Annotated in this window: 26 protein-coding genes and 2 pseudogenes; 26 read left to right on the top strand and 2 right to left on the bottom strand. The window is 42.2% G+C overall.

Annotated features, from left to right (window positions below; all coding sequences use genetic code 11):
* Window positions 1-339 precede the first annotated feature (339 nt).
* From Q1J64_RS06425 to Q1J64_RS06435, 3 genes and pseudogenes are all read left to right on the top strand, one after another.
* Window positions 340-1005 (top strand): annotated as a pseudogene (locus Q1J64_RS06425) (ribonucleotide reductase barrel domain-containing protein); the annotation flags it as partial.
* A gap of 198 nt (window positions 1006-1203) precedes the next feature.
* The gene (locus Q1J64_RS06430; protein WP_301108256.1) at window positions 1204-2139 is read left to right on the top strand and encodes a Cas5 family CRISPR-associated protein; all 936 of its coding nucleotides are present in this window, start codon (window positions 1204-1206) and stop codon (window positions 2137-2139) included.
* A gap of 59 nt (window positions 2140-2198) precedes the next feature.
* Window positions 2199-3317 (top strand): annotated as a pseudogene (locus tag Q1J64_RS06435) (ribonucleotide reductase barrel domain-containing protein); the annotation flags it as partial.
* 69 nt (window positions 3318-3386) lie between these two features.
* On the opposite strand, the gene Q1J64_RS06440 reads toward Q1J64_RS06435, so the two are convergent.
* Both Q1J64_RS06440 and Q1J64_RS06445 read right to left on the bottom strand, forming a co-directional pair.
* The gene (locus Q1J64_RS06440) at window positions 3387-4592 is read right to left on the bottom strand and encodes an MFS transporter (protein ID WP_301108257.1); all 1206 of its coding nucleotides are present in this window, start codon (window positions 4590-4592) and stop codon (window positions 3387-3389) included.
* A 253-nt stretch (window positions 4593-4845) separates the two neighbouring features.
* Entirely contained in the window at window positions 4846-5835 is a 990-nt protein-coding gene (locus Q1J64_RS06445; RefSeq protein WP_301108258.1) for a DUF1385 domain-containing protein, read from the bottom strand.
* A 122-nt stretch (window positions 5836-5957) separates the two neighbouring features.
* Here Q1J64_RS06445 and Q1J64_RS06450 point away from each other — a divergent pair, with 122 nt between their 5' ends.
* The 23 genes from Q1J64_RS06450 (at window position 5958) to Q1J64_RS06560 (ending at window position 24259) form a co-directional block, all read left to right on the top strand.
* On the top strand, window positions 5958-6383 hold the full coding sequence (locus Q1J64_RS06450; RefSeq protein ID WP_301108259.1) for a hypothetical protein: 426 nt from the start codon (window positions 5958-5960) through the stop codon (window positions 6381-6383).
* Window positions 6384-6455: 72 nt separating this feature from the next.
* The gene (aroQ, locus tag Q1J64_RS06455) at window positions 6456-6896 is read left to right on the top strand and encodes a type II 3-dehydroquinate dehydratase (protein ID WP_301108260.1); all 441 of its coding nucleotides are present in this window, start codon (window positions 6456-6458) and stop codon (window positions 6894-6896) included.
* A 2-nt stretch (window positions 6897-6898) separates the two neighbouring features.
* Window positions 6899-7957 (top strand): M24 family metallopeptidase, encoded by a 1059-nt coding sequence (locus tag Q1J64_RS06460; protein ID WP_301108261.1) that lies wholly within the window; start codon window positions 6899-6901, stop codon window positions 7955-7957.
* Window positions 7958-7979: 22 nt separating this feature from the next.
* A complete protein-coding gene (efp, locus tag Q1J64_RS06465) occupies window positions 7980-8537 on the top strand; it encodes an elongation factor P (protein WP_301108262.1) in 558 nt (185 codons plus the stop codon).
* Window positions 8538-8642: 105 nt separating this feature from the next.
* Entirely contained in the window at window positions 8643-8852 is a 210-nt protein-coding gene (locus tag Q1J64_RS06470; RefSeq protein ID WP_029054553.1) for a hypothetical protein, read from the top strand.
* Complete coding sequence (locus Q1J64_RS06475) at window positions 8852-9229, top strand: stage III sporulation AC/AD family protein (RefSeq protein WP_301108263.1); 378 nt, start codon at window positions 8852-8854, stop codon at window positions 9227-9229. Before Q1J64_RS06470 ends, Q1J64_RS06475 begins: the two co-directional genes overlap by 1 nt.
* Window positions 9230-9265: 36 nt before the next feature.
* A complete protein-coding gene (locus tag Q1J64_RS06480; RefSeq protein WP_301108264.1) occupies window positions 9266-10165 on the top strand; it encodes a stage III sporulation protein AE in 900 nt (299 codons plus the stop codon).
* Between the two features lie 9 nt (window positions 10166-10174).
* Entirely contained in the window at window positions 10175-10339 is a 165-nt protein-coding gene (locus Q1J64_RS06485) for a hypothetical protein (protein ID WP_301108265.1), read from the top strand.
* A 67-nt stretch (window positions 10340-10406) separates the two neighbouring features.
* Window positions 10407-10832, top strand: a complete 426-nt coding sequence (locus tag Q1J64_RS06490) for a SpoIIIAG-related protein (RefSeq protein WP_301108266.1) — start codon at window positions 10407-10409, stop codon at window positions 10830-10832.
* Window positions 10819-11370 carry a SpoIIIAH-like family protein gene (locus Q1J64_RS06495; protein WP_301108267.1) on the top strand — a complete coding sequence of 184 codons (552 nt, stop codon included), beginning with the start codon at window positions 10819-10821 and terminating at the stop codon, window positions 11368-11370. The genes Q1J64_RS06490 and Q1J64_RS06495 overlap by 14 nt, the downstream gene beginning before the upstream one ends.
* 252 nt (window positions 11371-11622) lie before the next feature.
* The gene (accB, locus tag Q1J64_RS06500) at window positions 11623-12129 is read left to right on the top strand and encodes an acetyl-CoA carboxylase biotin carboxyl carrier protein (protein ID WP_301108268.1); all 507 of its coding nucleotides are present in this window, start codon (window positions 11623-11625) and stop codon (window positions 12127-12129) included.
* 13 nt (window positions 12130-12142) lie between these two features.
* A complete protein-coding gene (gene accC / locus Q1J64_RS06505; protein ID WP_301108269.1) occupies window positions 12143-13489 on the top strand; it encodes an acetyl-CoA carboxylase biotin carboxylase subunit in 1347 nt (448 codons plus the stop codon).
* Between the two features lie 16 nt (window positions 13490-13505).
* Complete coding sequence (locus Q1J64_RS06510) at window positions 13506-13892, top strand: Asp23/Gls24 family envelope stress response protein (RefSeq protein WP_301108270.1); 387 nt, start codon at window positions 13506-13508, stop codon at window positions 13890-13892.
* A 228-nt stretch (window positions 13893-14120) separates the two neighbouring features.
* Window positions 14121-14495 (top strand): transcription antitermination factor NusB, encoded by a 375-nt coding sequence (gene nusB / locus Q1J64_RS06515; protein ID WP_153722369.1) that lies wholly within the window; start codon window positions 14121-14123, stop codon window positions 14493-14495.
* 90 nt (window positions 14496-14585) lie between these two features.
* Window positions 14586-15452: a bifunctional methylenetetrahydrofolate dehydrogenase/methenyltetrahydrofolate cyclohydrolase FolD gene (folD, locus tag Q1J64_RS06520; RefSeq protein ID WP_301108271.1), complete on the top strand. Its 867-nt coding sequence runs from the start codon at window positions 14586-14588 to the stop codon at window positions 15450-15452.
* 103 nt (window positions 15453-15555) lie between these two features.
* Window positions 15556-16908 (top strand): exodeoxyribonuclease VII large subunit, encoded by a 1353-nt coding sequence (xseA, locus tag Q1J64_RS06525; protein ID WP_301108272.1) that lies wholly within the window; start codon window positions 15556-15558, stop codon window positions 16906-16908.
* Complete coding sequence (locus Q1J64_RS06530; protein WP_301108273.1) at window positions 16908-17150, top strand: exodeoxyribonuclease VII small subunit; 243 nt, start codon at window positions 16908-16910, stop codon at window positions 17148-17150. Before xseA ends, Q1J64_RS06530 begins: the two co-directional genes overlap by 1 nt.
* A complete protein-coding gene (locus tag Q1J64_RS06535; protein WP_301108274.1) occupies window positions 17143-18027 on the top strand; it encodes a polyprenyl synthetase family protein in 885 nt (294 codons plus the stop codon). The genes Q1J64_RS06530 and Q1J64_RS06535 overlap by 8 nt, the downstream gene beginning before the upstream one ends.
* 193 nt (window positions 18028-18220) lie before the next feature.
* Complete coding sequence (gene dxs, locus Q1J64_RS06540; protein WP_301108275.1) at window positions 18221-20119, top strand: 1-deoxy-D-xylulose-5-phosphate synthase; 1899 nt, start codon at window positions 18221-18223, stop codon at window positions 20117-20119.
* Window positions 20116-20937 carry a TlyA family RNA methyltransferase gene (locus Q1J64_RS06545; protein ID WP_301108276.1) on the top strand — a complete coding sequence of 274 codons (822 nt, stop codon included), beginning with the start codon at window positions 20116-20118 and terminating at the stop codon, window positions 20935-20937. Before dxs ends, Q1J64_RS06545 begins: the two co-directional genes overlap by 4 nt.
* Window positions 20938-21016: 79 nt before the next feature.
* Complete coding sequence (gene ahrC, locus Q1J64_RS06550; protein ID WP_301108277.1) at window positions 21017-21466, top strand: transcriptional regulator AhrC/ArgR; 450 nt, start codon at window positions 21017-21019, stop codon at window positions 21464-21466.
* Between the two features lie 16 nt (window positions 21467-21482).
* On the top strand, window positions 21483-23180 hold the full coding sequence (gene recN / locus Q1J64_RS06555) for a DNA repair protein RecN (protein ID WP_301108278.1): 1698 nt from the start codon (window positions 21483-21485) through the stop codon (window positions 23178-23180).
* A gap of 119 nt (window positions 23181-23299) precedes the next feature.
* A complete protein-coding gene (locus tag Q1J64_RS06560) occupies window positions 23300-24259 on the top strand; it encodes a SpoIVB peptidase S55 domain-containing protein (RefSeq protein ID WP_301108279.1) in 960 nt (319 codons plus the stop codon).
* Window positions 24260-24360: the final 101 nt, after the last annotated feature.

Consider the following 24360-nt stretch of genomic DNA (forward strand, 5'->3'; position numbering starts at 1 on the left):
AAAAAAATGAAATTGCCAGAAAGAACGGTTTTAAGATAATAAGATTTTGGGAAGACGACATTCTGAATGATTTTGAAACAGTTAAGTGCATCGTAAATGACTTGTTGGCTACAACGTGACTGGAAACGGTGAGCGTGAATGCTTGAAAACAACAAGTGGTTAAAGACAATCAGCAGCCAAGCCTCTAAGACAATTGTTACGAGGAAGGTTCAACGACCATCGAAAGCATGCGGAAGCAGAAGCGAGTAGAGTAGGGTTCAAGCGAACTCGAAGTGCGGGGACACCTTTAAAGGTGTAAGATATGGTCTGAACTCTGTGGCGACATAGAGAGTTGATCAAGCGAATCAACGCAACAAAATGGCTCAAATGATTATGTTATCCAACTGGCACCCGGACATCTGTGAATTTATCATTTCCAAGATGCAGAATCCGCGAATTTTGCGGTATTTGATCGAAAATACAGAAGAAGAGTTAATTAAGAAACTGGCGAATGAAAAATTGAATTTCAAGCCTCTGACAGCGCAGGAAGAAGCGATGTACCAGGGCATTATGAATTATAAACACATTGCCGGCCAGGGCGGATTCAACTCTGCCATTATCCGTGATGCGGAGCTGAAGCTTCAGGACGGCGGAACATACTCCGTGCATAATCCGGAATTCTTAACCGGTGCAAACATTTCGGTAACACTGACTGATGATTTCATGAAAGCAGTCGAAGAAGATGCGGATTATGATCTACGTTTCCCAGCAGTTGAAAATTATTCACCTGAAGAAATGAAGCATTACAATGAACAGTGGCATGAAGTTGGCGATGTACGCGAATGGGAGCGTCTTGGTCACGAAGTTCGTGTCTACCGCACAATTAAGGCACGCGCATTATGGGACTTGATCAATATCTGTGCAACGTATTCTGCGGAGCCGGGCATTTTCTTTATTGATAATGCGAATGACGAAACGAATGCCAAAGCGTATGGACAGCAAGTTGTAGCAACCAACCCGTGTGGTGGAATTCGCCTCACGTTAAAAATTGCGGGATGAAGCGGGAAAGCTGAGATGCCAATCCGAACCGAAGGCCAGAAGTAAAGTTTTGGTCAGGGGCAACGCATACCTGGTGATCCTGTTGACGTAAAGTACAACAGACTATAACCCAGGCACGAGACCGCAACACTGTTAGATAACTTTTTCTAAAGGGTGATATTAAAATTGAACAGAGGATATGCGGGATTTTACAAGGGTTTTTACTTAAGAAGTTCTTATGAATATGCCTATGCTGTTTATCTGGATCAATTTAATATACTTTGGAGCTTTGAAGACCAAACCTTTGAAGTTTACGGAAAATCTTATAAACCTGATTTTTTCTTTTATGACAAACACGGAAAGCTTGAGAAAATAGTCGAAATTAAATCTCGAAATCAACAAGAAATAGAAAGTGCCAAATTGAAATTAGAATTCATTGAAGTACAATATCTCGTGAAAACAGAATTAATTTCCTATGTAGAGCTATTAAAAATTTATGAGAATATGCCGATGTCGTTAAATTCAATCATTACATCTTGGATTAAATCAGATGATACTACTATCCATAAAGCTGCTATTGGCCGTTTAAATGGTCACTACGGATTGACACACTCTGAAGAATCTAAAAATAAAATAGGGGAACATACAAAGAAACTATGGAGAACTAATTCCTTATCTAAGAAAAGAATGATTGAAGGGTTACGAAAATCTGGTCTATCACAAAAAGGGAAAATAAAAACTGAACGTGAAAAAAGATATTGCCTACTTTGCGCTAACGAGTTTATTGCTTTAATTACATCTAAGCAAATTTATTGTAGCCGGAAATGTTCCGGACAAACTGCAATCAGTATTGCCACTGATAAATATGTGCAAAAAAGGAAATCTGTTCATCAAGATATTAAGCGATTTCTAATTCAATGGACTTTTAAAAATAAAGAACTGGTTCTCTCAACCCCCTATAATAAAATAAATACGACTATTAGACCTTTAACCGATGAGATATTTCTTCAATTCGGTGTAAAAGATATGAGGGTAATTTCAAAAGCAGTTTTCGGTGAAGATAAAGGAAGAAAAGAGTTACTAAGATTTATGAAAAAGTTATGCAGTGAAAATGTATGCTGAACTTACAGAAATTAAACTGTAAGAACTAGAGGATAAAAAGCCTTTAGGATAACAAATTGGAACAACCACTCGCACCATATTCCGTCTGCAATTTAGCAGCGGTCAACCTCGCTGAAATGGCGGATAAAGAAACAAAGACTGTAAACTTCGAGAAATTAATTGAAACAGTAAAAACCGGCGTACGCATGCAGGATAACGTAATCGATGCTACACCGTATTTCTTGGAAGATAACAAAGTACAGGCTCTCGGCGAACGTCGTGTAGGACTTGGCGTCATGGGACTTGCCGATCTTCACATTTATTGTGAAAAAGAATATGGATCTCCTGAAGGCAATCAATTGGTGGATGAAGTATTTGAAGCTATTGCGACAACGGCTTACCGCGAATCAATTGAACTGGCGAAAGAAAAAGGCAGTTTCCCGTTCTTAATTGGTAAGACGGACGAAGAAACGAAAGCACTGCGTCATGCGTTTATTAATACCGGCTTCATGAAGCGTATGCCTGAAGATATTCGGGAAGCTATACTTGAACATGGTATTAGAAACTCTCATCTTCTGACTGTTGCTCCGACGGGGTCTACTGGAACAATGGTAGGAGTTTCCACAGGTCTTGAACCATATTTCTCCTTCACGTATTACCGCAGCGGACGTCTCGGTAAATTCATTGAAGTGAAAGCGGAAATCGTAGAAGAGTATTTGCAGAGCAATCCGGACGCTGATCCAGACAATTTGCCGGAATGGTTCATTTCATCAATGGAATTGGCACCTGAAGCACATGCTGACGTGCAATGTATTATCCAGCGCTGGATTGACAGCTCCATTTCGAAAACAGTCAACGCGCCACGCGGTTACACTGTGAAGCAGGTGGAGAGCGTGTATGAGCGTTTGTATAAAGGTGGAGCAAAAGGCGGCACAGTGTACGTAGACGGCAGCCGTGATTCACAGGTGCTGACTCTGAAAGCGGAAGATAATATTCCGGATACTGAAGAGGAAGTAGAAGTAATGGAACAGCCGAAAGTCGTGCTAGTCAACACGATTCAGGCATTGCGTTCAACAAATGTGACAATCGGCTCTGAAGTAGGCGATACATGCCCGGTCTGCCGACAAGGTACGGTAGAAGAAATCGGCGGCTGTAATACTTGTACAAACTGCCAGGCGCAGTTGAAGTGCGGATTATAAGAAGGACTATTATCTAAAAAGAAAAGCCGTATGAGAGTGAACTTCACATCTCATACGGCTTTTTACCATTTATTCAGCTGAAACAATAAAATCTCTGCGGCGGATGACTGCATAGATTGCTCCGACAGCCAACAAAGCCCCAGCAAAAATAAATGTGATTCGTACATCCGTAATTTCCGCTATCGCCCCGAAGGCTAGAGAGGAAATGCCGAATAATAAGGAAATCGCAGCACTTTGAACTGCATAGATTTTAGGCAGTTCGTCAACCGTTGCTGATTTTTGCAACAGCGTCTCACTTACAATACTTTTCAATTGCTGCACAATACCGTTTATGATGACGATTATAATTGAAATCCATGAAATAGTCGTTATCCCAAAAAGAAGTGTGACAATACTTAAACCGAATGAAAACAGAATTAATAGAGGTCTTAGATTGCTCTCAATCGCAGCAACATATCGTGAACAAATGATGCCGCCTATGATCATGCCTGCGAAAAAAGCAGTATTGATGTAGCCCCACCAAGCTTCTGTTTGATTAAGAACTTCTGCCACAAAGATATATAGAATAGAAGCGATCCATACCACGTTGGCAATCGCTTCAAATAGAATGACCACATGCAAGCTTCTGAAAAGTGGATTCTTCCAAATGATTTTCCAGCCTTCCGTCAACTCACCGCTTCGTTTCTGATTAGCTGTTAGTTTGCGAAAAGCTACAGGATCTAAAATCCCCGACATCAGCAATGTAGAAATGACGTATAACACTAACGTACCCAAGATTACAAGATTCCCGCCGGCAAGTGCAACAAAAATACCACCCAGCGCCCAGCCGCCTAAATTCACAGTTTCAGAAACGATGGAAAAGAAGCTGTTTGCTTTTACGAGCTGTTCTTTTTGAACAATCCGCGGCAGCATGGCGTGACTTGCGGGCGCTGCCCAGCCATCCAGAAAGGCAATCGTCCCTATAAATAATAAAATACCAATCAGGTTTACTGTTGTTTGAGTCAGTAATAGAAGTACCAGGAAACTCAGCAGTACTGTTTTGCCGACTTGCGAATAAACCAACATGTTCTTCAGTGGAAATCGATTCAACAGCCAGGGAGAAACAATACCGCTTATAAATCTGCCGAACATATTAATAAAAGGCACTAATGCTAACACAAAAGGTGAAGCGGTCTGTGCGTATAAAATAGAGATAATCCCAACGATATACAAAACATCGCCAAGATTAGCGAAAGACTGACCTATCCAAAGAAAACGAAATGATTTGTTTTTCATTCTTACTACCCCTTTAAAATTAGATTGTACTCAAATTTTGACTGGGTAGTTTTACACTCGTCTAATACCTCCTCTACACTGAAACAGCTTAAAACAACAAAGAAAAATAAAAAATATGCGTTGTACATAAAGCTTCAAGCAAGGCAGTAAGAATGAAAATATGTCTGAATTTATTTAATAGTATCATATGCGTCTCCGTCAAATCAAATCACCCCGCAAGTCAGTTATCTGACTTTGCGGGGTGATAATTTGATCAGGACAACACAGGTTTCTGTTCATCCATTGTTTCTGTTTCTGAAACAACTTCTTTATTCAGTACACCTACACCGTGCTCTTCAATTTCTAATAACTTTTCAAATGAAGCAATAGCCACTTCCACTTGTTTGTCATCCGGCTCTTTCGTTGTCAATAACTGCAGCCAAAGGCCAGGATAGCCTAAATAACGAAGTATCGGTACATTTCGCACCGAGTTCGTCAACTGCAGTACTTCAAATGAAACACCGAGCACGACGGGAATCAAGAGAATCCGGTTGACGACACGCAGCCAGAGCGGATCAGTCGGCACCAAGAAGTAAATAAACATTCCAACAATAACGGTGAATAATATGAAACTGCTACCACACCGGTAATGCAAACGAGACTGAGACTGGACGTTTTCTACGGTCATCTCTAAATTATTCTCATAATTGTTAATGACTTTGTGTTCTGCACCATGATACTGAAACACGCGTTTGATCAGTGGTGTCATAGAAATAAGCCCGATATATGTCAGCAGAAGAGCTAGTTTAAAGAAGCTTTCGAGCATAATCTGGGCTGTCTTTCCAGGAGCTATTGATTGAAATAACTCTGCTAAGAAAACGGGAACTAATGTGAAGACGAATTTACTGAATAAAAAGGTCAACACACCGACTGCTGCTACTCCAAGGATCATGACTAACTTGGATGTTTCCTCTTCAGTTTCCTTATCATTCTCTTCACCCGGCATCACGTCATACCGGTCACTTGCGAAGGTTAAATGCTTTGATCCGTTACCAGCTGATTCAATTAATGCCACAATGCCTCGAACTAATGGAATTTTTTTTAGTTTTTGACGCACAGGATGTTGTTCTCTCGGAACATGAAAATACTCAATGGAATCATCTTTTCGACGGATCGCAGTGACTGTGTCCTGTTTGCCGCCAAACATAACTCCTTCTATAAGAGCTTGTCCTCCGTATGCAGGAGGAGTTTTGGATTCACTCATTACATACCCACACTTTCTGTCGTTAGAAACGATATAACTAGTGTACTAAAAAAACTGACAATGCACCAATCAGATGTTTAAAAAAACCAAAAAAATCTCACACTGTCAAGGGAGGGATTACTATGCGAATAACCGCAACGCACGTTTGGACAGCTGTGATGGCTGCAGTACTGTCTGTTTTCTCAATGAAATTTCTACACATCTTCAAATTCATCAAATGGTCACCAATCGGCTGGACTAAGAGGTTCCATCTGTTTGTTGATTCACCAGTTTGGGTAAAATGGTTGCTGTTAGGCGTCATTTGCTTTGTTCTCTTTTTCTTGCTTTATATGATTACACTCTTCACATATAAAATTCCGCCAGTCATTTCTTCACTCGTTTTCACAGCAATCGCTATTTTTGCTATCGAATGGACAATATACGTAAAACCCGACTTAACGATGGCTCAATTTATCAAAAAACTTTCCATTCCATTTGCCTGTCTGCTTGCAATGATCATCCGTTTTGTCATTGGTACGTCTGTTTATATGAGAAAAACCTTTGGATAACAAACAGAAATAGTTTGTCCGGCCTACTCATTGTGCTAAAATAGGAAAGAAAAATGAGTGGGAGGAGATTGGATGGAACTGCTGCTATTAAACGGTCCGAATTTAAACCGTCTCGGCAAAAGGGAGCCTGACATTTACGGAGCAGAAACGCTGGATGATATTGAAAGCAGAATCCGTTGCTTAGCTGATGAATCAGATGTAACAGTATCTTGTTACCAATCAAATATTGAAGGCGAACTGATCAATAAGATTCACGAGGCAGGAGATAGGGGAATTGACGGTATTATCTTTAATCCGGGGGCATTCACTCACTACAGTATTGCACTGAGGGATGCTGTTGCTTCTATTTCGGTTCCTGTCATTGAAGTCCATATCTCAAACATATATACACGTGAAGAATTTCGCCACACTTCCGTCATTGCCCCTGTCGCAGCCGGACAGCTCTGCGGATTTGGAACAGACGGGTATGATCTCGCCTTCCAAGCATTTCTGCTAAAACGAAAGGAAAGATAATCATGAAAATGGAAAAACTACGTCAGCTGCTGGAAGAACAGCAAGTTGATGCTCTGCTTATCACAAGCCCATACAACCGTCGCTATATGACTAACTTTACAGGATCTGCAGGATGCGTGATCATCTCTCGCAACGATGCCGTTTTTATTACGGATTTCCGCTATATGGACCAGGCGAATGTGCAGGTTAATAGATTCCGCATCGTTCAGCATACGGGCACGATGATTCAGGAAGTTGCGAATCAAGTAAAAGAAATGAAGATTCGTACACTTGGTTTCGAAAAAGAGCATATGAGCTACAGCCAGTTTGAAATGTATAATGAACATACCGCAGCGGAACTCGTTCCTACAGCAGGCCTTGTAGAAAAACTGCGCCTGATCAAAACACCTGATGAAATCGAGATACTTAAACAGGCTGCAACTATTGCGGATGCGGCATTCGTCTATATTTGTTCTGTTATCAAGGCAGGAAAGACTGAGCTTGAAATATCCAATGAATTGGAATTTTTCATGCGCAAGCAAGGGGCGACTTCTTCTTCATTCGATATTATTGTGGCTTCCGGCGAAAGAGGGGCTTTACCTCATGGGGTCGCTTCTGCTAAAGTGATTGAAGATGGTGATTTTGTTACGATGGATTACGGTGCGCTCTATAATGGATATATTTCCGATATTACGAGAACTATTGCTGTTGGACAGCCCTCTGCGAAACTAGCAGAGATTTATGACGTGACGCTCAAAGCACAGGAATTAGCGGTTGAGAACATCAAGCCGGGCATGACAGGAATCGAAGCGGATGCCATTGCACGAGGCTACATTAAGTCTAAGGGATACGGTGAAGCATTCGGCCATTCGACTGGTCACGGAATTGGTATGGAAGTCCATGAAGCGCCCGCGTTATCGTTCCGCTCTGAGACCGTTTTAGTGCCGAATATGGCAGTGACGGTTGAACCGGGCATTTATCTGCCGGGTATCGGCGGCGTTCGGATTGAAGATGATCTTCTGATCACAGAAACGGGCAATGAACGTTTGACTAAATCTACAAAAGAACTTCTGATCTTATAATCGAATAAATGGAGGAATATCAATGATTTCAGTAAACGAATTTCGAACAGGATTAACAATTGAATTTGACGGTGATATTTGGCGCGTAATGGAATTCCAGCACGTAAAGCCAGGGAAAGGTGCTGCATTCGTACGCTCGAAATTGCGTAATCTGCGTTCAGGAAACGTCCAGGAGAAGACATTCCGTGCAGGAGAAAAAGTAGAAAAGGCACAGATTGATAACCGCCGCATGCAGTATCTATACGCAAACGGTGATGAACATGTATTTATGGATAACGAATCATACGAGCAGCTGGAACTAGCTTCATCACAACTTGAATATGAATTGAAGTTCTTGAAAGAGAATATGGAAGTTCATGTCATCACGTATAAAGACGAAGTACTGGGCGTTGAACTGCCGACTACGGTTGTACTGGAAGTTGCTGAAACAGAGCCGGGGATTAAAGGCGACACTGCTAGCGGCGGATCCAAGCCTGCTAAAATGGAAACTGGCGTTATCGTACAAGTGCCGTTTTTCGTAAACCAAGGAGATCAGCTTGTTATCAATACAGAAGAAGCGGAGTATGTCTCCCGCGCATAATCAGCTGCACACATCGAACACACGAGGATGCTCTCGTGTGTTTTTTTTGTGTGCATAACGATTGTCGTCGTTTCATAGAGTAGAACATGGAGGAGGCGTAGCGGGATGGAATTGAACGATTTATTGCGCATCGCCGGAGTTGGGTTGGTCATTGGGGTTTTACATGTATTCTTTGAGCAGACAGGCAAGAAAGAGTTCTCATTTTTTCTGTTTTTCCTTGCGTATCTTTACATCTCCATTGAATTATTAATGTTTCTCCGGATATTTTTTACGGAGATCACTGAATTCTTCAGCTGGTTGTCAATGGCAATGTAATGGCGGTCATCTTTCAGCTGCTCGTTGTGTATCTGCTGTTACTGCTTCTGTCATTTGCAGCGCCTGCTCTGCATCCAATTATGTACACAGCTTTATTCCTGTTGGTCGTCATGTACGTATTCAGCACGGTTTTTATTCCGTTTGCTGTCAACGTATTATCGCTGATGGAAAAGTTGCCTGCTCCTTACGCGATGTTACTGCTCGTAAGCGCGGGGCTGTATTATGTGGCCGAGCTGCTGGCACTCCAAATGAAAGATGAAGGCTATGGTGCATTCGCTCAGCTATTTCAAACAGTCATGAAAATTGTTATTCTCACTCTTTGGTTTCCTTCAATTCAAAAAGTGATCGAAACCATTCACGCTCTCATTCCTTGGTGAGCCTGGAATCTATCATAACGAACGGACGCGACGCTCATGCCAGATTTTCTGCAAACTTTATTCGCTGATGTCTTGGGACCTTTTTTTCTGCTAATGATCATGCTGCTCCTTTCGTCGCTTATTGATTTTTTTCTTCCGGCTTTCCAAAAATGGACGAGATTGCTGTTGCTGATTTTCATTTTATTACTGCTTATTGAGCCTGCTCTTGAAAGTTTCCGGCAGATTCAAGTCATTACACATTCTATTGCTTCGTTATTCCTGGGGATGTATCCGCTTATAGCGGCAATGATTTTAGCATCTGGAGCGACGTTTGGAGTCGTCAACTTTCAGCCAGCCATGTTGTTGTTCTCGCAAGGAGCCGTATTCTTTGCAGAAAAGTTTCTGCTGCCGATTCTCATGACTGCGCTTTTACTAGATGTTCTCACACGGCTGCAGCCGGAAATCGTTCTGACAAAAATGGCTGATTTACTGAGGACTTCCTTACTGGCGCTAGTATCTGCATTGGTAGCCGCCTATTCCATTTTTATTACAGCGGGTGGCGCGCTGACCTGGACGATGAGCGGTACGCTGAATGAACCGGTTAAAGAGCTCATTCGGCAAAACATCCCGTTTATCGGCTCACTTTTGACGGATACGCTTGGTTCAATCGGCCGCTATTCTTCAGGAGCTACTGCCTATCTGAGCATCTGGCTGCTGTTCTCCATTTGGACAGTTGCGTTACTGCCAGCTTTGCGGATTTTGGCTATCGCTTTTTTATTCAGATGGACCGCTGCAATCATCGAACCATTTTCACAAAAAGAAGTATCCGGATTAGTGGACGACATCGGCCGCACGTTATTCGTATTGTGTGCAATTTCTTTTCTTCTGTCATTCGCCTTCATTTATACAGCAATCTTTATTGTGACATTCATCAAGCTGATGACGATAGGGAAGTGAGGAATTGCGATGTTTCTATTTTTAATTGGCCTCATCCATTTAGTCTGGCTCGCACTGCTTATACAGTTACTGACCAGTGCTGAAATGGGAAAATCATTTATCCCATTAATCAAATTAGCAGTCGGGCTATGGATCCTGCAGTTTTTATTGCAGCTGGTTGGTCATAAGTGGTGAACGCTCTACATAGTATTCAAATGTAGAAATTGATTTCATCAAGTCACGTTGAGATGGTGATGGACACATGCAAAAAACAACGAAAAAATCACAGATCTTGCTAGTCGGTCTCATGATGATGGTAGGCAGCATATTCTTCATCACCAGCAGTGGAAGTTTAGGAGGGGAAAAGAACAAAAAAGAAGAGAAACGCTTGCTGTCTACATTTGAGGAAACATTGGAACAAATGGAAGGTATCGGAGCAGTAAAGGTCTATTTTCATTATGACGAAAGAGAATTGGAAAGTTCGTTGGCTGGCTACTTCTCCATTTCTACTGCTTCGAATAAAAGCAATTCAGAGTTGAAAGGGCTTCTCGTAGTAGCGGAAGGAGCAAAAGATCCAGCCGTCAAAAACGAGCTTTCACAGCTTTTAGCTAATGTACTACAACTGCCGGAACATCGTATTGTCATCGTGGAAATGAAGAAAAGGGGGAGTCATCTTGAAAACAAATAAACGTACAGTATGGTTCTTAACATTACTTAGTCTGGTCGCTGTCATCTCCATCTACTATGTGAAGAAAGAAGCGCCAATGCCGTTTGACGGGATTGCAATCTTCACAAAAGAAACAAAAGACGCAACGAAGCTTTTGGAAAAGGAAGGAAAAAATGATGAAGTGAAACCAGTGTTTGCTGAGTCGTATATTTTCCAGGATATGAGAATGGAAGTACGCAATGAACGCAGTGAAATGGTAGAGCAGCTTACAACAAAAATGACTTCTTCAGATTACACAGCAGAGCAAAAGAATGAAATCTTTAACGAAATTGCAGAGCTGAGAAAAATAAGTTCAACTGAAGCATTGATGGAGATGCAAATCGCAGCGCTTGGTTATCCAGAAGTTTTCGTTCGAACAGAAGAAGATCGGGTGAATGTAACAGTGTTGTCTAATGAAAGCCACTCAACAAAAATGGCGGATGAAATTACTCAGTATGTTATGTCGAGTTGGGATGGTGCGCAAACAGTGAAAGTTGATTTCGCTGAGCCGAAACAATAAGTGACTGAGCCGGAAGCGATTGAGCTTCTGGCTTTTTTATGGATGTTTTTATAAAATAATTAATGGGTAAACAATTAGATGGTATAGGATAACGCATTGTTGCGTATAATTATTTATTTTAATAATCATTGGAAAAAATAGATATATATCCAATGCATAATTAATTAATTACGAATTTACTATTCCAAATTAATAGCAAAACGTCTATCATAGTAAAGGATAGAAAGAATATAATAGTCAGGAGAATCAGATATGTTGAAAATTCAAGAGATTCGCGAAATCATCAAACTGATCGATCAATCTTCCATTCAAAAATTCACATTTGAATCGGACGGTGGAAAAATTAAACTTGAAAAAAATTCTGGGCAAACGCTTACAGTAGCTTCTGAAGCACCTGTGGCACAGCCTGCAGCGGTTCCAGCGCCACAAGCTCCAGCATCACCGGCGGCTCCAGCACCAGCACCAGTACAAGAAGCGCCTAAGCAAGCTGCATCTGCTGAAGTGGCAGAAGATGCTTCGCTTCATAAAATCACGTCACCTATGGTTGGTACGTACTATCAGGCTTCTTCACCAGATATAGCTGCTTATGTTAAAAAAGGTGATAAAGTAACACCTGAATCGATCGTATGTATCGTTGAAGCTATGAAATTATTTAATGAAATCGAATCAGAAGTATCCGGGGAAATCGTTGAAGTGTTAGTGCAAGACGGTCAACTTGTGGAATACGGACAACCTTTATTCCTTGTAAAAGAGAACTAAGGGGGAATACTAAATGAAAAAAGTATTAATCGCAAACCGCGGAGAAATTGCGGTACGGATCATTCGTGCATGTAAGGAAATGGGTATTGCAACGGTAGCGGTCTATTCGGAAGCTGACCAGGACGCATTGCATGTTCAATTAGCTGATGAAGCTTATTGCATCGGGCCCCGTCTCTCAACAGACAGTTATCTGAATTTCTCCAACATTATTAGCTTGGCGAAAGCCACTGACTGTGATGGGATTCACCCTGGCTATGGTTTCCTTGCTGAAAACGCAAGCTTCGCAGAGTTATGTGAAGAAGTAAACATTGAATTTATCGGACCTACTTCGGAAGCGATTTCAAAGATGGGAACGAAAGATGTTGCACGTAATACTATGCAAGATGCAGGCGTTCCGATCGTTCCTGGTTCAGATGGAATAGTCGACGATGCAGACCACGCGCTTGAAGTGGCAAGAGGTATCGGTTTCCCTGTTATTATCAAAGCGACTGCAGGCGGTGGCGGTAAAGGAATCCGCGTTGCCCGCGATGAAGATGAACTTGTGAAAGGCGTCAAGATCACCCAAAAAGAAGCAGCAGCTGCTTTTGGCAATCCGGGCGTCTATCTTGAAAAATATATCGAAGTATTCCGCCACGTAGAAGTACAAGTACTCGCTGATAAATTTGGCAACACGATTCATTTAGGTGAACGTGACTGTTCGATCCAGCGTCGTATGCAGAAACTCGTGGAAGAAGCTCCGTCACCTGCATTGACTCCTGAATTACGTAAGCAAATGGGAGATGCAGCAGTAAAGGCAGCGGAAGCGGTAAATTATCGCGGTGCGGGTACAGTGGAATTCATTTTCGACCATATTAATAAGAAATTCTATTTCATGGAAATGAATACACGAATCCAAGTTGAACATCCTGTGACAGAAATGATCACGGGTATTGATTTAATTCAGCAGCAGCTGAAAGTGGCTTCTGGAGAAAAACTGACAATTAAGCAAAAAGATATCAAAGTCAACGGCTGGTCCATTGAATGCCGGATCAACGCAGAAAATCCAGAGAAGAACTTCATGCCTTCACCAGGTCAGGTAACCATGTACTTACCGCCGGGCGGATTTGGTGTACGAGTGGATTCAGCGGTTTATCCCGGCTATGCCATTCCTCCGTTTTACGACTCTATGGTCGCGAAACTGATCGTTCATGCAGATACGCGTGAGCAAGCGGTCGCTCGGATGAAACGTGCACTGGATGAATTCGTAGTGGAAGGCGTTCACACAACGATTCCATTCCATTCCAACTTGATGGACCATGAAGTATTCCAATCAGGAGATTTTGATACGAAGTTCTTAGAGAAATATGATGTCATGAAATAATTGGAGGAGAATTGAAATGGCTGAAAAAATAAATCCATCATTTGTCGGAATGACACCGTCTGGAGATGCGGCGCTTGGACGTGTCCAGCTGGCTCCTGAAGTGCTGGAAGTCATCATCGGCATTGCTACGACTGAAGTCGGCGGCGTTGTTGCCACTCAAGGTAATTTTGCGACAGGTGTTGCAGAAAAGCTGGGTAAAGTGATATACGGCAAAGGTGTGAAAACCGAGTGGGCAGATGAAGGACTGAAAATCGATGTGTACTGCATTATCGAGTATGGCCATTCCATTCCTACAGTTGCAGCAGAAATTCAGGGAGAAGTGCGTCAGGCAATTTATCACATGACTTCACTCGCTACTCACGAAGTAAATGTCCATATTACCGGCATCCAATTCGATGAGTAAATTATACGAATGAAAACATTATCCTCTTCAGGATAATGTTTTTTTCGTCAGGTTGATAAAAAATGAAACAATAAACAGCAGTTTCTTGCAGATACAAAAAACACTCAGTAGTTCTTACACTGCGATCCTTGATAAATCCTTTCAAAATCACTTGATTCTACTAGTTCTTTTCGTCGTTTTTGTGCTATCATTAGGTTTTGAAGATGTGCGGCAGAGGAGATAAGAAATATGAAACGACGAGAAGCACGTGAAAAAGCGATACAAACGCTATTTCAGATGGATAATAGTGAAATGAATGTAGACGAAGCAATCGGATATATAATCGATACGCGTTCAGACGCTTTTTATGAACAACTGGTAAGAGGTACAGCTGAGCATATTACGGAAATCGATGAAAAGATCACAAATAATATGGAAAACTGGTCAATCGACAGACTTCCGAAAATTGAACGGACGGTACTTCGACTTGCGGTTTATGAACTTCTGTACAATGATGAGGTTCCAAACCGGGTTGTTCTGAACGAAGCGATTGAGCTTTGTAAAACGTTCGGCGATGAAAAATCAGGCCGCTTTGTGAATGGAGTATTATCAAAATTCAACTGATGTAAATGAATCTTTATTTAACACGCAGCTTGCAGGATTAAGTTTGAACATTATTCAATACAAATAACAAAAACGTTTGGTGGGAAAATCATGTCTAGTAAAAAAATTGATGGTAAAGCAATTGGACAAGAAATCCGGAATGAACTGAAAGAACAAGTAGCTTCTTTAGTGAAGCAAGGCTGCCAACCTGGCTTAGCCGTTATTTTAGTTGGAGAAAACCCGGCATCTCAGACATATGTAAAAAACAAAGAAAAATCCAGTATTGAAGCAGGCATGAAGTCCGAGCTGATCAAGCTGCCGGATACCGTTTCAGAAGAAGATCTGTTAAAAGAAGTAGAAAAACTGAATCAAGATGACTCGATTGACGGCATTCTTGTACAACTTCCTCTTCCAAAACATATTGATGAAAACAAAGTAATCCGCGCAATCAGCCCTGAAAAAGACGTAGACGGCTTCCACCCGATGAATGTCGGGAAAATGTTGATCGGACAGGAAACCTTCCTTCCGTGCACACCATACGGCATCATGCAGCTGCTTGAACGCACAGGCGTTGAAATCGCAGGCAAGCATGCGGTTATTATCGGTAGAAGTAATATTGTAGGCAAGCCGATGGGACAGTTGCTGTTGCAAAAAGATGCAACAGTCACATACTGTCACTCACGTACAACGGACTTGAAAAAGTTCACGAAGCAGGCAGACATCCTGATTGTTGCGATCGGAATCGCTAAATTTATCACAGGCGATTATATTAAAGAAGGCGCTGTAGTCGTCGATGTCGGTATGAACCGCGATGAAAACGGTAAACTTTGCGGTGACGTGGATTATGACTCAGCAGTACAAACAGCGAGTGCCATTACCCCTGTACCAGGCGGAGTAGGCCCAATGACGATCACCATGCTGTTGAAGAATACTGTTGAGAGTGCAGAGAAAAAGCTGAAATCCAGTGTAGAGAGTTAAATTTATCAGAAGGCATCTGATAAACAGTAGAAATTACTATACACGTAACCGAGAGACGTCTGATACAGGCGCCTCTCTATACATAAAAGGGCAGGTGACTAGCATGTCCAGTCAAACTTTTTTAACCGTTCAAGCGCTGACAAAGTATGTCAAACGTAAATTCGATGCAGACCCTCATCTGCGGAACGTCTATGTAAAAGGCGAATTATCTAACGTGAAGCTCCATCCGTCAGGACACATTTACTTCACATTAAAAGACGATAAAACGAGAATTCAGGCGGCCATGTTCCGTTCCCGTTCCACTACCTTACAGTTCAGGCCTGAAAACGGTATGAATGTGTTAATTACCGGAGACGTCACAGTCTATGAAACAGCGGGAAGTTATCAGCTCTATGCGCAAACCATGGAACCAGACGGCATCGGGGCACTTTACCTGGCATTTGAACAGTTGAAAAAGAAATTACTGCAGGAAGGCTTGTTTGAACAACGTTTCAAGCAGCCGATTCCTCCTCTGCCCCAGACAATAGGAATTGTAACGGCGGAATCAGGGGCGGCACTGCGCGATATGTACTCTACTATTACGCGTCGCTTCCCAATGGCAGATATTATACTTTTCCCTGCATTGGTGCAAGGGCGAACTGCAGCTCCCTCAATTGTAAAGGCCATTGAACAGGCGAATAAAACGCCGAATATTGATGTGTTGCTAGTCGGCAGGGGCGGCGGATCTATAGAAGACCTATGGGCTTTTAATGAAGAAGAAGTCGCACGGGCGATTTTTTCAAGCAGAATCCCGATTATTAGCGCAGTCGGACATGAAACTGATACTACAATAGCGGATTACGCGGCAGATCTTCGGGCTCCCACACCGACAGCGGCAGCTGAAATGGCAGTTCCAGATCAGTTGCAATTGATGCAGCATCTGAATGGCCAGCAACGCACCATTTTCACAGCCGTTCAAAATTTGCTTAGACAGCAAAGCAAACGATTAGAAACAGCGAAATCAGCATATCCTTTGCAGTATCCGGACAGATTGTACCGGCCGTTTATTGAAAAGCTGGAAACGCTTGATGACCGTTTACGCCGCAGCAGCCAGCAAACTGTTCAAGAAAAAAGAATAGTGTTCGATCGGCTGTATGCAGGATTCCAATATTACACTCCCCTCCGGCGAATCCAGCTGGAGCAGCAGCAGACACAACAGCTGAATACGCGTTTGAACAGAGCTGCGGAGCAAACTGTCACACAGCAGCAGCAACGTTTCATTTCATTAATGCGCATGATGCAGGCATTGAATCCTCTTCAGGTAATGGAGAGAGGTTTTTCTATTGCCTATAAAGAAGATGAAGTCGTAAAATCTGTCCATGATCTGACAGCTGGACAACCTCTGACAGTCCGATTGACAGATGGAACGGTTCAGACAACGGTGGAAAACATTATTCCTAAGGAGGTCGAGAAGTAATGGCGGAAGAAAAAGAAATGCAATTCGAACAAGCTATGCAACAATTGGAAGAAATCGTGCAAAAGCTCGAAGCGGGAGAGGCGCCTTTGGAGGATACAATTACTCTGTATCAACAGGGAATGGAACTCTCTGCATACTGCCAAAAGAAATTGCAGAATGCAGAAAAGCAATTAATTCGTATGATGGACAAGGACGGAAACGAAACGCCATTTGATCCGACAGCAGGTGAGCCGAATGAATGAAACACTGCAAGCTTTCATGGAGGGAAATATTCCGGAAATTGAAAGAGAACTGACCAATCAATTAGCAAAATCTGATATTCCGGCTATTTTGCATGAATCATTAACTTATTCAGTTGAGGCCGGGGGCAAACGGATTCGGCCGTTATTAGTGTTGGCTGTTTTACAAGATTTGCAGGCAGATTCGGCAGATGCACTTCGCGTGGCTGCTTCTGTTGAGCTAATACATACATATTCTTTAATACATGACGATCTTCCCTGCATGGATGATGATGATTTCAGACGAGGAAAACCGACGAATCATAAGAAGTTCGGCGAAGATATTGCCACTTTGGCGGGTGACGCAATGCAGGCTCTCGCATTCGGTGCGCTGTCTGAACTGAAAGAGACATCAGCTGAAGCGGCGATTGAACTGGTCGGCTTATTGGCGAAGGCATCCGGAGCACAAGGAATGGTAAAAGGACAAGTCCTTGATATGAAAGGGGAACAGCAACTGCTGCCTTTGAAAGAGCTGGAAGAGGTCCATATCCACAAAACTGGTGCACTGCTATCCTTCTGCGTTGATGCGGGGGCTGTACTGGCACAGGCGACAGATGAACAACGGAAGTATTTGTCTGAGTACTCCAGAAATATCGGATTAGCCTTCCAAATTCAAGATGATATTTTAGATGTGACAGCAACAACTGAAGAGTTGGGCAAACCTGCAAACAGCGATACATCAAGCGAAAAGTCCACCTATCCTTCCTTACTTGGACTGGACGGAGCACGAAAGCAACTAAAAGATCGCCATGAGCAAGCAATTGACGCGTTGCGTAAAATAAATTTGGAACAGTCGATTTTGCATCTTCTGGCAGACTTTATTATTGAACGAAAAAAGTGAATGCAGACCGTTATATTTGTGTCAGCCGATGTTACTGTTATAATGTAGAAAACAAACATTACACGCAGAGTCGGAACGGTAAAAACGCGGTATTCTCATCTGGATATTGCGCTAAGCAGTTGGTAGACGGCTTAGTGTAATTGTCTGCGCATTACAGAATGAATTACTTACTTGATGAAGGTGTGTGATCTCGATGGATCTTACAAAGATTACTAATCCATCTTTTATAAAAGAGCTCAATAAAGAACAATTACTGGAGCTGGCTGAAGATATTCGCCATTTCCTAATTGAAAATTTATCGGTGACAGGTGGTCATATCGGCCCTAATCTGGGGGTGGTAGAACTAACAATTGCCCTGCATCGTACTTTCGACAGTCCGACTGATAAAATTTTATGGGATGTTGGACATCAATCATATGTCCATAAAATTTTGACAGGACGCGCCGGTGAATTTGAGACTCTTCGCAAATATAAAGGATTGAGCGGTTTCCCGAAGATGTCGGAAAGCATCCATGATGTATGGGAGACTGGACATAGTTCTACTTCGTTGTCGGCAGCTATGGGAATGGCTGTTGCGAGGGATATAAAACATGAAAAAAGTTATGTGATTCCTGTAATTGGAGACGGCGCGCTTACAGGCGGTATGGCTCTTGAAGCACTGAATCATATCGGTCATGAAAAAACAAATCTGACAGTTATCTTAAATGACAATGAAATGTCGATTGCCCCGAACGTAGGCGCTCTCCATTCAATTTTAGGGAAATTACGTACAGCAGGTAAATACAATAATGTCAAGGACGAGCTGGAATTTATTATGCGAAAGATTCCTGCAGTAGGCGGAAAAGTCGCAGACGCAGCTGAACGTGTAAAAGACAGCCTGAAATATTTAGTCGTCAATGGCGTTTTCTTTGAAGAGCTTGGTTTTACGTATCTTGGACCGATCGATGGTCACGATTTCGCTGAATTGGAACGCTCTCTTCAGTATGCTAAGAAAATGGAGGGTCCTGTACTTCTCCACGTCATCACGAAAAAGGGTAAGGGCTACAGTCCAGCAGAATTGGATAAAATCGGAACTTGGCACGGAACAGGCCCTTATAAGATTGAAACAGGCGACTTTGTAAAATCTCCGGTAAAAGGCCCTGCTTGGAGTGCTTTAGTTTCTGAAACAGTCCGTAAATTAGCAAGGAAAGACCGCAGAATCGTCGCGATCACACCGGCAATGCCAGTCGGCAGTAAGCTTGAATCGTTTGCAGCAGAATTCCCCGACCGCTTTTTCGACGTGGGGATTGCTGAACAGCATGCTACTACCATGGCAGCAGGTCTTGCAGCCACCGGAATGAAACCATTTTTGGCAATATACTCTACATTCCTTCAGCGTGCGTATGATCAGATGTTACATGATATCACACGTCAGAAACTGAATGTTTTTATTGGCATAGACCGTGCAGGACTGGTTGGTGCGGACGGTGATACCCATCACGGTGTTTTTGACATCGCCTACCTTCGTCATATGCCGAACTTGGTCATCATGATGCCTAAAGATGAAAATGAAGGGCAGCATATGGTGAAGACCGCTTTAGAATACAATGACGGACCAATATCTATGCGTTTCCCTCGAGGAAATGGCTATGGGGTGCAAATGGACGAAGAGCTCCATACGATTCCAATTGGTACGTGGGAAGTGCTGAAAGAAGGTAAGGATGCAACAATCCTCACATTCGGTACAACGATTCCTATGGCGTTTGCAGCTGCAGAACAGCTTAAGAAGCAAGGCAAAGACGTAGCCATCGTCAATGCACGCTTTATTAAACCGTTGGATACAGATTTATTAGATGATCTGTTTGCACAGGGCAATCCTATTATTACTATTGAAGAAGCGGTACTTGCCGGTGGTTTCGGTAGCGCAGTTCTTGAATATGCAGAACAAGTTTCTCACACTTCTACGATTATTGAACGAATCGGAATTCCTGATGAATTCATTGAACACGGAAATGTCGACGAACTTTTAGTGGAAATCCACATGACACCTGATCATGTAGCAGAAGTAACATTAGATGCACTGAAACAGGCTGCAGAAAGAGAAAAGGTATGAATCATACAACTAAAAAAGAACGAGTAGATATTTTATTGGTCGAGAGGGGTCTGACAGCTTCACGCGAACAGGCAAAACGTTCGATCATGGCGGGCCTCGTGTACTCAGATTCCTTGAGAATTGAGAAAGCAGGAGAGAAAGTTGCTATTGACGCTCCGTTGACAGTAAAAGGACCTGCGATTAAATACGTCAGCCGCGGAGGTTTAAAGCTGGAGAAGGCGTTAGCGTCTTTTCCTATTTCTGTAGAAGGAAAAATTGTTCTGGATATTGGCGCTTCAACAGGCGGTTTCACGGATTGCGCTCTGCAAAACGGTGCCGTCCATTGTTATGCACTGGATGTCGGCTATAATCAGCTGGCCTGGAAAATTCGCCAGGATGAACGAGTGACCGTTATGGAACGAACGAATTTCCGTCATGCAACAGTTGATCTGTTCACCGAAGGAATGCCTGAAGCAGCGACAATCGATGTGTCCTTTATATCGCTGTCACTTATTTTACCTGCATTGAAAAAGATTATTGTACCAGGTGGACCAGTTATTGCACTTGTCAAACCGCAATTTGAAGCAGGTAAAGAGAAAGTCGGTAAGAAGGGAATTGTACGAGAAAAATCTACACATCTTGAAGTACTCGAAAAGATTTCCGCCATGGCAGTATCTGAAGGATTCTCTATGAAAGGTGCAGATTATTCTCCTGTAACAGGCGGAGAAGGGAATATCGAATTCCTTTTCTATCTCGAGTCAGAAGATTTGCCAGTCTCTACGTTTACGACTGAAAACTTTACGCAATTGGTTGCACAAGCACATAAAGAATTAACATAACGCGCAATGAGTTGCGCGTTTTTTAGTTGGTCTGTATAATTTTACGATAGGTACGCAAAGAGAATCGGAGTGATTGATATTGAACAAAGGACAGCGCCATATTCGAATCAGAGATATTATTACTAATAATGAAATAGAAACGCAGGATCAATTAGTCGATAGCTTAAAAAGCGCCGGAGTGGACGTAACACAAGCGACCGTCTCAAGAGATATTAAAGAACTTCACTTGATAAAAGTTCCATCTCCTTCAGGCAACTACAAATATAGTCTGCCTCCCATTCATCGGTATAACACAGAGGAAAAGCTGAAGAGAATGTTGGAGGATGCGTTCGTCGGCATAGACAGTGCAAGTCATTTTATTACACTGAAAACGCTTCCTGGCAATGCACAGGCAGTCGGTTCCTTGATCGATAATTTAGACTGGGATGAAATGCTCGGAACTATTTGCGGAGACGACACGTGCTTAATAATATGCCGAGAAGAATCGAAGACAGAATACGTAAAAGATAAATTATTATCCATGTTATAAGTGAGGTGAGGAGTTCTTGTTAAGCGAACTTTCAATAAAAAACTTTGCCATAATAGAACAGCTTGAAATCACATTTGATGAAGGGTTGACTGTACTGACTGGAGAAACAGGTGCAGGGAAATCTATTATTATAGATGCAGTGCAATTACTGGCAGGCGGAAGAGGCTCGCAGGAGTTTATTCGGCATGGGGCGAAAAAAGCGGAACTCCAAGGATTATTTACCGTGGACGATACTAAAAATGCGATCGCTGAACGATTAGCTGAATTTGGGATCGAAGCGGAAGAAGGAGCCGTCATTTTACGCAGAGATCTGAATACGAATGGAAAATCTGTCTGCCGCGTTAATGGTAAACTGGTAACAATTGCGATATTGCGAGAAATTGGTTCATTGCTCATTGATATTCACGGACAGCATGAGAATCAAGAATTGATGAATGAACGTCGTCATATTGATCTGCTTGATTTTTATATCGGTGAACCGATTGAACGTGCGATGTCGACCTATACTGAACTTTATGATAAATATAAAAAACTTCAGCAATTAATTGCCACAAAAACGCAGGACGAGCAGCAGATTGCACAAAAGATAGATCTTTATTCTTTCCAGCTGGAAGAAATCGATGCAGCCAATCTTATTGTGGGTGAAGAAGAAGAGTTAGAGTCTGAAAAAGTGAAGCTCCAGCATTTTCACCGGCTGTTTGACAGATTGAATACTTCCTATGAAGCCATTTCGCTTGAATCACGCGGACTGGATTGGATTGGCAATGCGATGAGTGATCTTGAAGAGGCAGCCTCCATTGATGATGAGCTCCAGCCAATCTCCGAAACAGTGAATTCAGCATTTTACTCACTGCAGGATGTTTCGCATGATTTAAAACGCATGATTGACGGTATGGAATTTCAGCCGGAACGGTTACATTTTGTAGAAGAACGTTTAGCGTTGTTCCTTACGTTGAAACGCAAATACGGCAAATCATTAGAAGATATTTTGCTGTATCGTGACAAAATAGCAGATGCGCTGGATCAATTGGTGAACCGTGACGAAAGATTGCATCAAAACCAAGAATTATTGGCACAATACGTTGAAGACTTGGAAATTGAGGCAAATGAATTGTCAATTATCCGTAAGAAATCAGCTTTACTCCTCGAAAAAGGTATTGAAGAGCAGCTCAAGCAGCTATATATGGAAAAGGCTACATTTAGAGTGCAAGTACAGCGAAAAGAACCAACTCAATTTGATGTGAATGGCTTCGACAATGTCGTATTTATGATTTCCACTAATCTGGGAGAACCTTTGAAACCTTTAGTTAGGGTCGCTTCAGGTGGAGAATTATCCAGAATGATGTTGGCTTTAAAAACTATTTTTTCTCAGCATCAAGGTGTGACATCTATTATTTTTGACGAAGTGGATACAGGAGTAAGCGGACGTGTAGCGCAGTCGATTGCTGAAAAAATTGCTATGATTGCCAGTCATTCACAAGTACTCTGTATTTCGCATTTACCTCAAGTGGCAGCCATGGCAGATCATCATTATTTGATAAAAAAAGAAATTCATGATGGTCGAACTACTACGGCGATTCATGATGTAATGAAAGAAGAGCGTACAGAAGAATTGTCACGCATGCTCTCAGGAGCTGAGATTACACCATTGACGCTGCAACACGCAGATGAATTATTATCGCTTGCGAATCAAAGGAAGCAAGCTTTCAGATAAGAAATAAAAAGTTTAGATGGACTGGATTCCAGCGGTATCACGTACTGTTTATTTTACCCTTTCATACTTTCTCAACGAACGGACATACCAAAGATATCTTTCGTTAGAGGAGGTGAATCATGGGATGGAATAAGTCGTTTAAAACATTTTTTAGTCTTCTATTGCTGCTCTGCCTTTTGCCTGTAAATGCTTTTGCTCAGAGTGAATCCCTCATTCCAATGGGACATTCAATTGGTATTCAAATGGATTTGAGTGGAATTTACGTAACAAGCGATGTACTGATTGATAAGGAACAATGGCTGAAAAAAGGGGATATCATTCAAGAAATGAATGGTACTGAAACTAAGCAGCTTGTTCATTTTGAGCGTTCGCTTCAAAAAAGAGACGGGCCTATGATGACAGTTGGCATTTTGCGGAATGGAGAAAAGATGACTCTCCAAGCAGATTTGCAGCTCATTAAGCGCGTGTCTCCCTTTTTGAAAGACCGAACGGAAGGTACAGGAACACTGACGTACGTCGACCCGGAAACCGGTACGTACGGAGCGCTGGGCCATCAAATTATCGACAGTACTCTGCAAACACCACCTTCATTTGAAAAAGGTGCGATTTATTTGTCGGAAATCAATCAAATCAAGAAAAGTTCTCCAGGTTTTCCTGGCTATAAAATTTCCTCTATAGTCGACCCGAATAATTTACTTGGGAACATTCGGACCAATACTATATATGGAATTTTTGGCAGCTGGAAGAATGCTTATAGTAAAGTGTTGGCAGAACCACTTGAAATTATGCAGCCATTGGAAGTGAATGTTGGCCCTGCAGAAATTTTCACCACTGTTGAAGGTTCAACTGTAGAAAAGTTCCACATCCAAATCACCAAGCTAGAAGAAGATCAGTTCCAAATCCTGTTAACTGACGAAAAGTTATTGAAGAAAACGGGCGGTATCCTACAGGGGATGAGTGGAAGTCCTGTGATCCAGAACGGAAAATTCGTTGGGGCGATTACGCATATGTTTGTTGATGAACCGGAAAAAGGTGCCGGCTTATTCCTTAAAACAATGCGAATGAACGAAAAGAAATGAAAAATGGCCTGCGCAAATTATTGCGCAGGCCATTTTTTAGATTAAATTGTCAGAAATGAAAATAATACAGAAAAAAGTCGAAATTGATAGAAATCGTCGTT

The sequence above is a fragment of the Sporosarcina sp. genome, assembly GCF_029257255.1.
Taxonomy (GTDB): domain Bacteria; phylum Bacillota; class Bacilli; order Bacillales_A; family Planococcaceae; genus Sporosarcina.

Coding starts and splice junctions, on each gene's coding strand:
- Q1J64_RS06440 (WP_301108257.1), bottom strand. CDS start 4,592: ATGAAAAACAAATCATTTCGTTTTCTTTGGATAGGTCAGTCTTTCGCT.
- Q1J64_RS06445 (WP_301108258.1), bottom strand. CDS start 5,835: ATGAGTGAATCCAAAACTCCTCCTGCATACGGAGGACAAGCTCTTATA.
- Q1J64_RS06450 (WP_301108259.1), top strand. CDS start 5,958: ATGCGAATAACCGCAACGCACGTTTGGACAGCTGTGATGGCTGCAGTA.
- aroQ (WP_301108260.1), top strand. CDS start 6,456: ATGGAACTGCTGCTATTAAACGGTCCGAATTTAAACCGTCTCGGCAAA.
- Q1J64_RS06460 (WP_301108261.1), top strand. CDS start 6,899: ATGAAAATGGAAAAACTACGTCAGCTGCTGGAAGAACAGCAAGTTGAT.
- efp (WP_301108262.1), top strand. CDS start 7,980: ATGATTTCAGTAAACGAATTTCGAACAGGATTAACAATTGAATTTGAC.
- Q1J64_RS06470 (WP_029054553.1), top strand. CDS start 8,643: ATGGAATTGAACGATTTATTGCGCATCGCCGGAGTTGGGTTGGTCATT.
- Q1J64_RS06475 (WP_301108263.1), top strand. CDS start 8,852: ATGGCGGTCATCTTTCAGCTGCTCGTTGTGTATCTGCTGTTACTGCTT.
- Q1J64_RS06480 (WP_301108264.1), top strand. CDS start 9,266: ATGCCAGATTTTCTGCAAACTTTATTCGCTGATGTCTTGGGACCTTTT.
- Q1J64_RS06485 (WP_301108265.1), top strand. CDS start 10,175: ATGTTTCTATTTTTAATTGGCCTCATCCATTTAGTCTGGCTCGCACTG.
- Q1J64_RS06490 (WP_301108266.1), top strand. CDS start 10,407: ATGCAAAAAACAACGAAAAAATCACAGATCTTGCTAGTCGGTCTCATG.
- accB (WP_301108268.1), top strand. CDS start 11,623: ATGTTGAAAATTCAAGAGATTCGCGAAATCATCAAACTGATCGATCAA.
- accC (WP_301108269.1), top strand. CDS start 12,143: ATGAAAAAAGTATTAATCGCAAACCGCGGAGAAATTGCGGTACGGATC.
- Q1J64_RS06510 (WP_301108270.1), top strand. CDS start 13,506: ATGGCTGAAAAAATAAATCCATCATTTGTCGGAATGACACCGTCTGGA.
- nusB (WP_153722369.1), top strand. CDS start 14,121: ATGAAACGACGAGAAGCACGTGAAAAAGCGATACAAACGCTATTTCAG.
- folD (WP_301108271.1), top strand. CDS start 14,586: ATGTCTAGTAAAAAAATTGATGGTAAAGCAATTGGACAAGAAATCCGG.
- xseA (WP_301108272.1), top strand. CDS start 15,556: ATGTCCAGTCAAACTTTTTTAACCGTTCAAGCGCTGACAAAGTATGTC.
- Q1J64_RS06530 (WP_301108273.1), top strand. CDS start 16,908: ATGGCGGAAGAAAAAGAAATGCAATTCGAACAAGCTATGCAACAATTG.
- Q1J64_RS06535 (WP_301108274.1), top strand. CDS start 17,143: ATGAATGAAACACTGCAAGCTTTCATGGAGGGAAATATTCCGGAAATT.
- dxs (WP_301108275.1), top strand. CDS start 18,221: ATGGATCTTACAAAGATTACTAATCCATCTTTTATAAAAGAGCTCAAT.
- Q1J64_RS06545 (WP_301108276.1), top strand. CDS start 20,116: ATGAATCATACAACTAAAAAAGAACGAGTAGATATTTTATTGGTCGAG.
- Q1J64_RS06560 (WP_301108279.1), top strand. CDS start 23,300: ATGGGATGGAATAAGTCGTTTAAAACATTTTTTAGTCTTCTATTGCTG.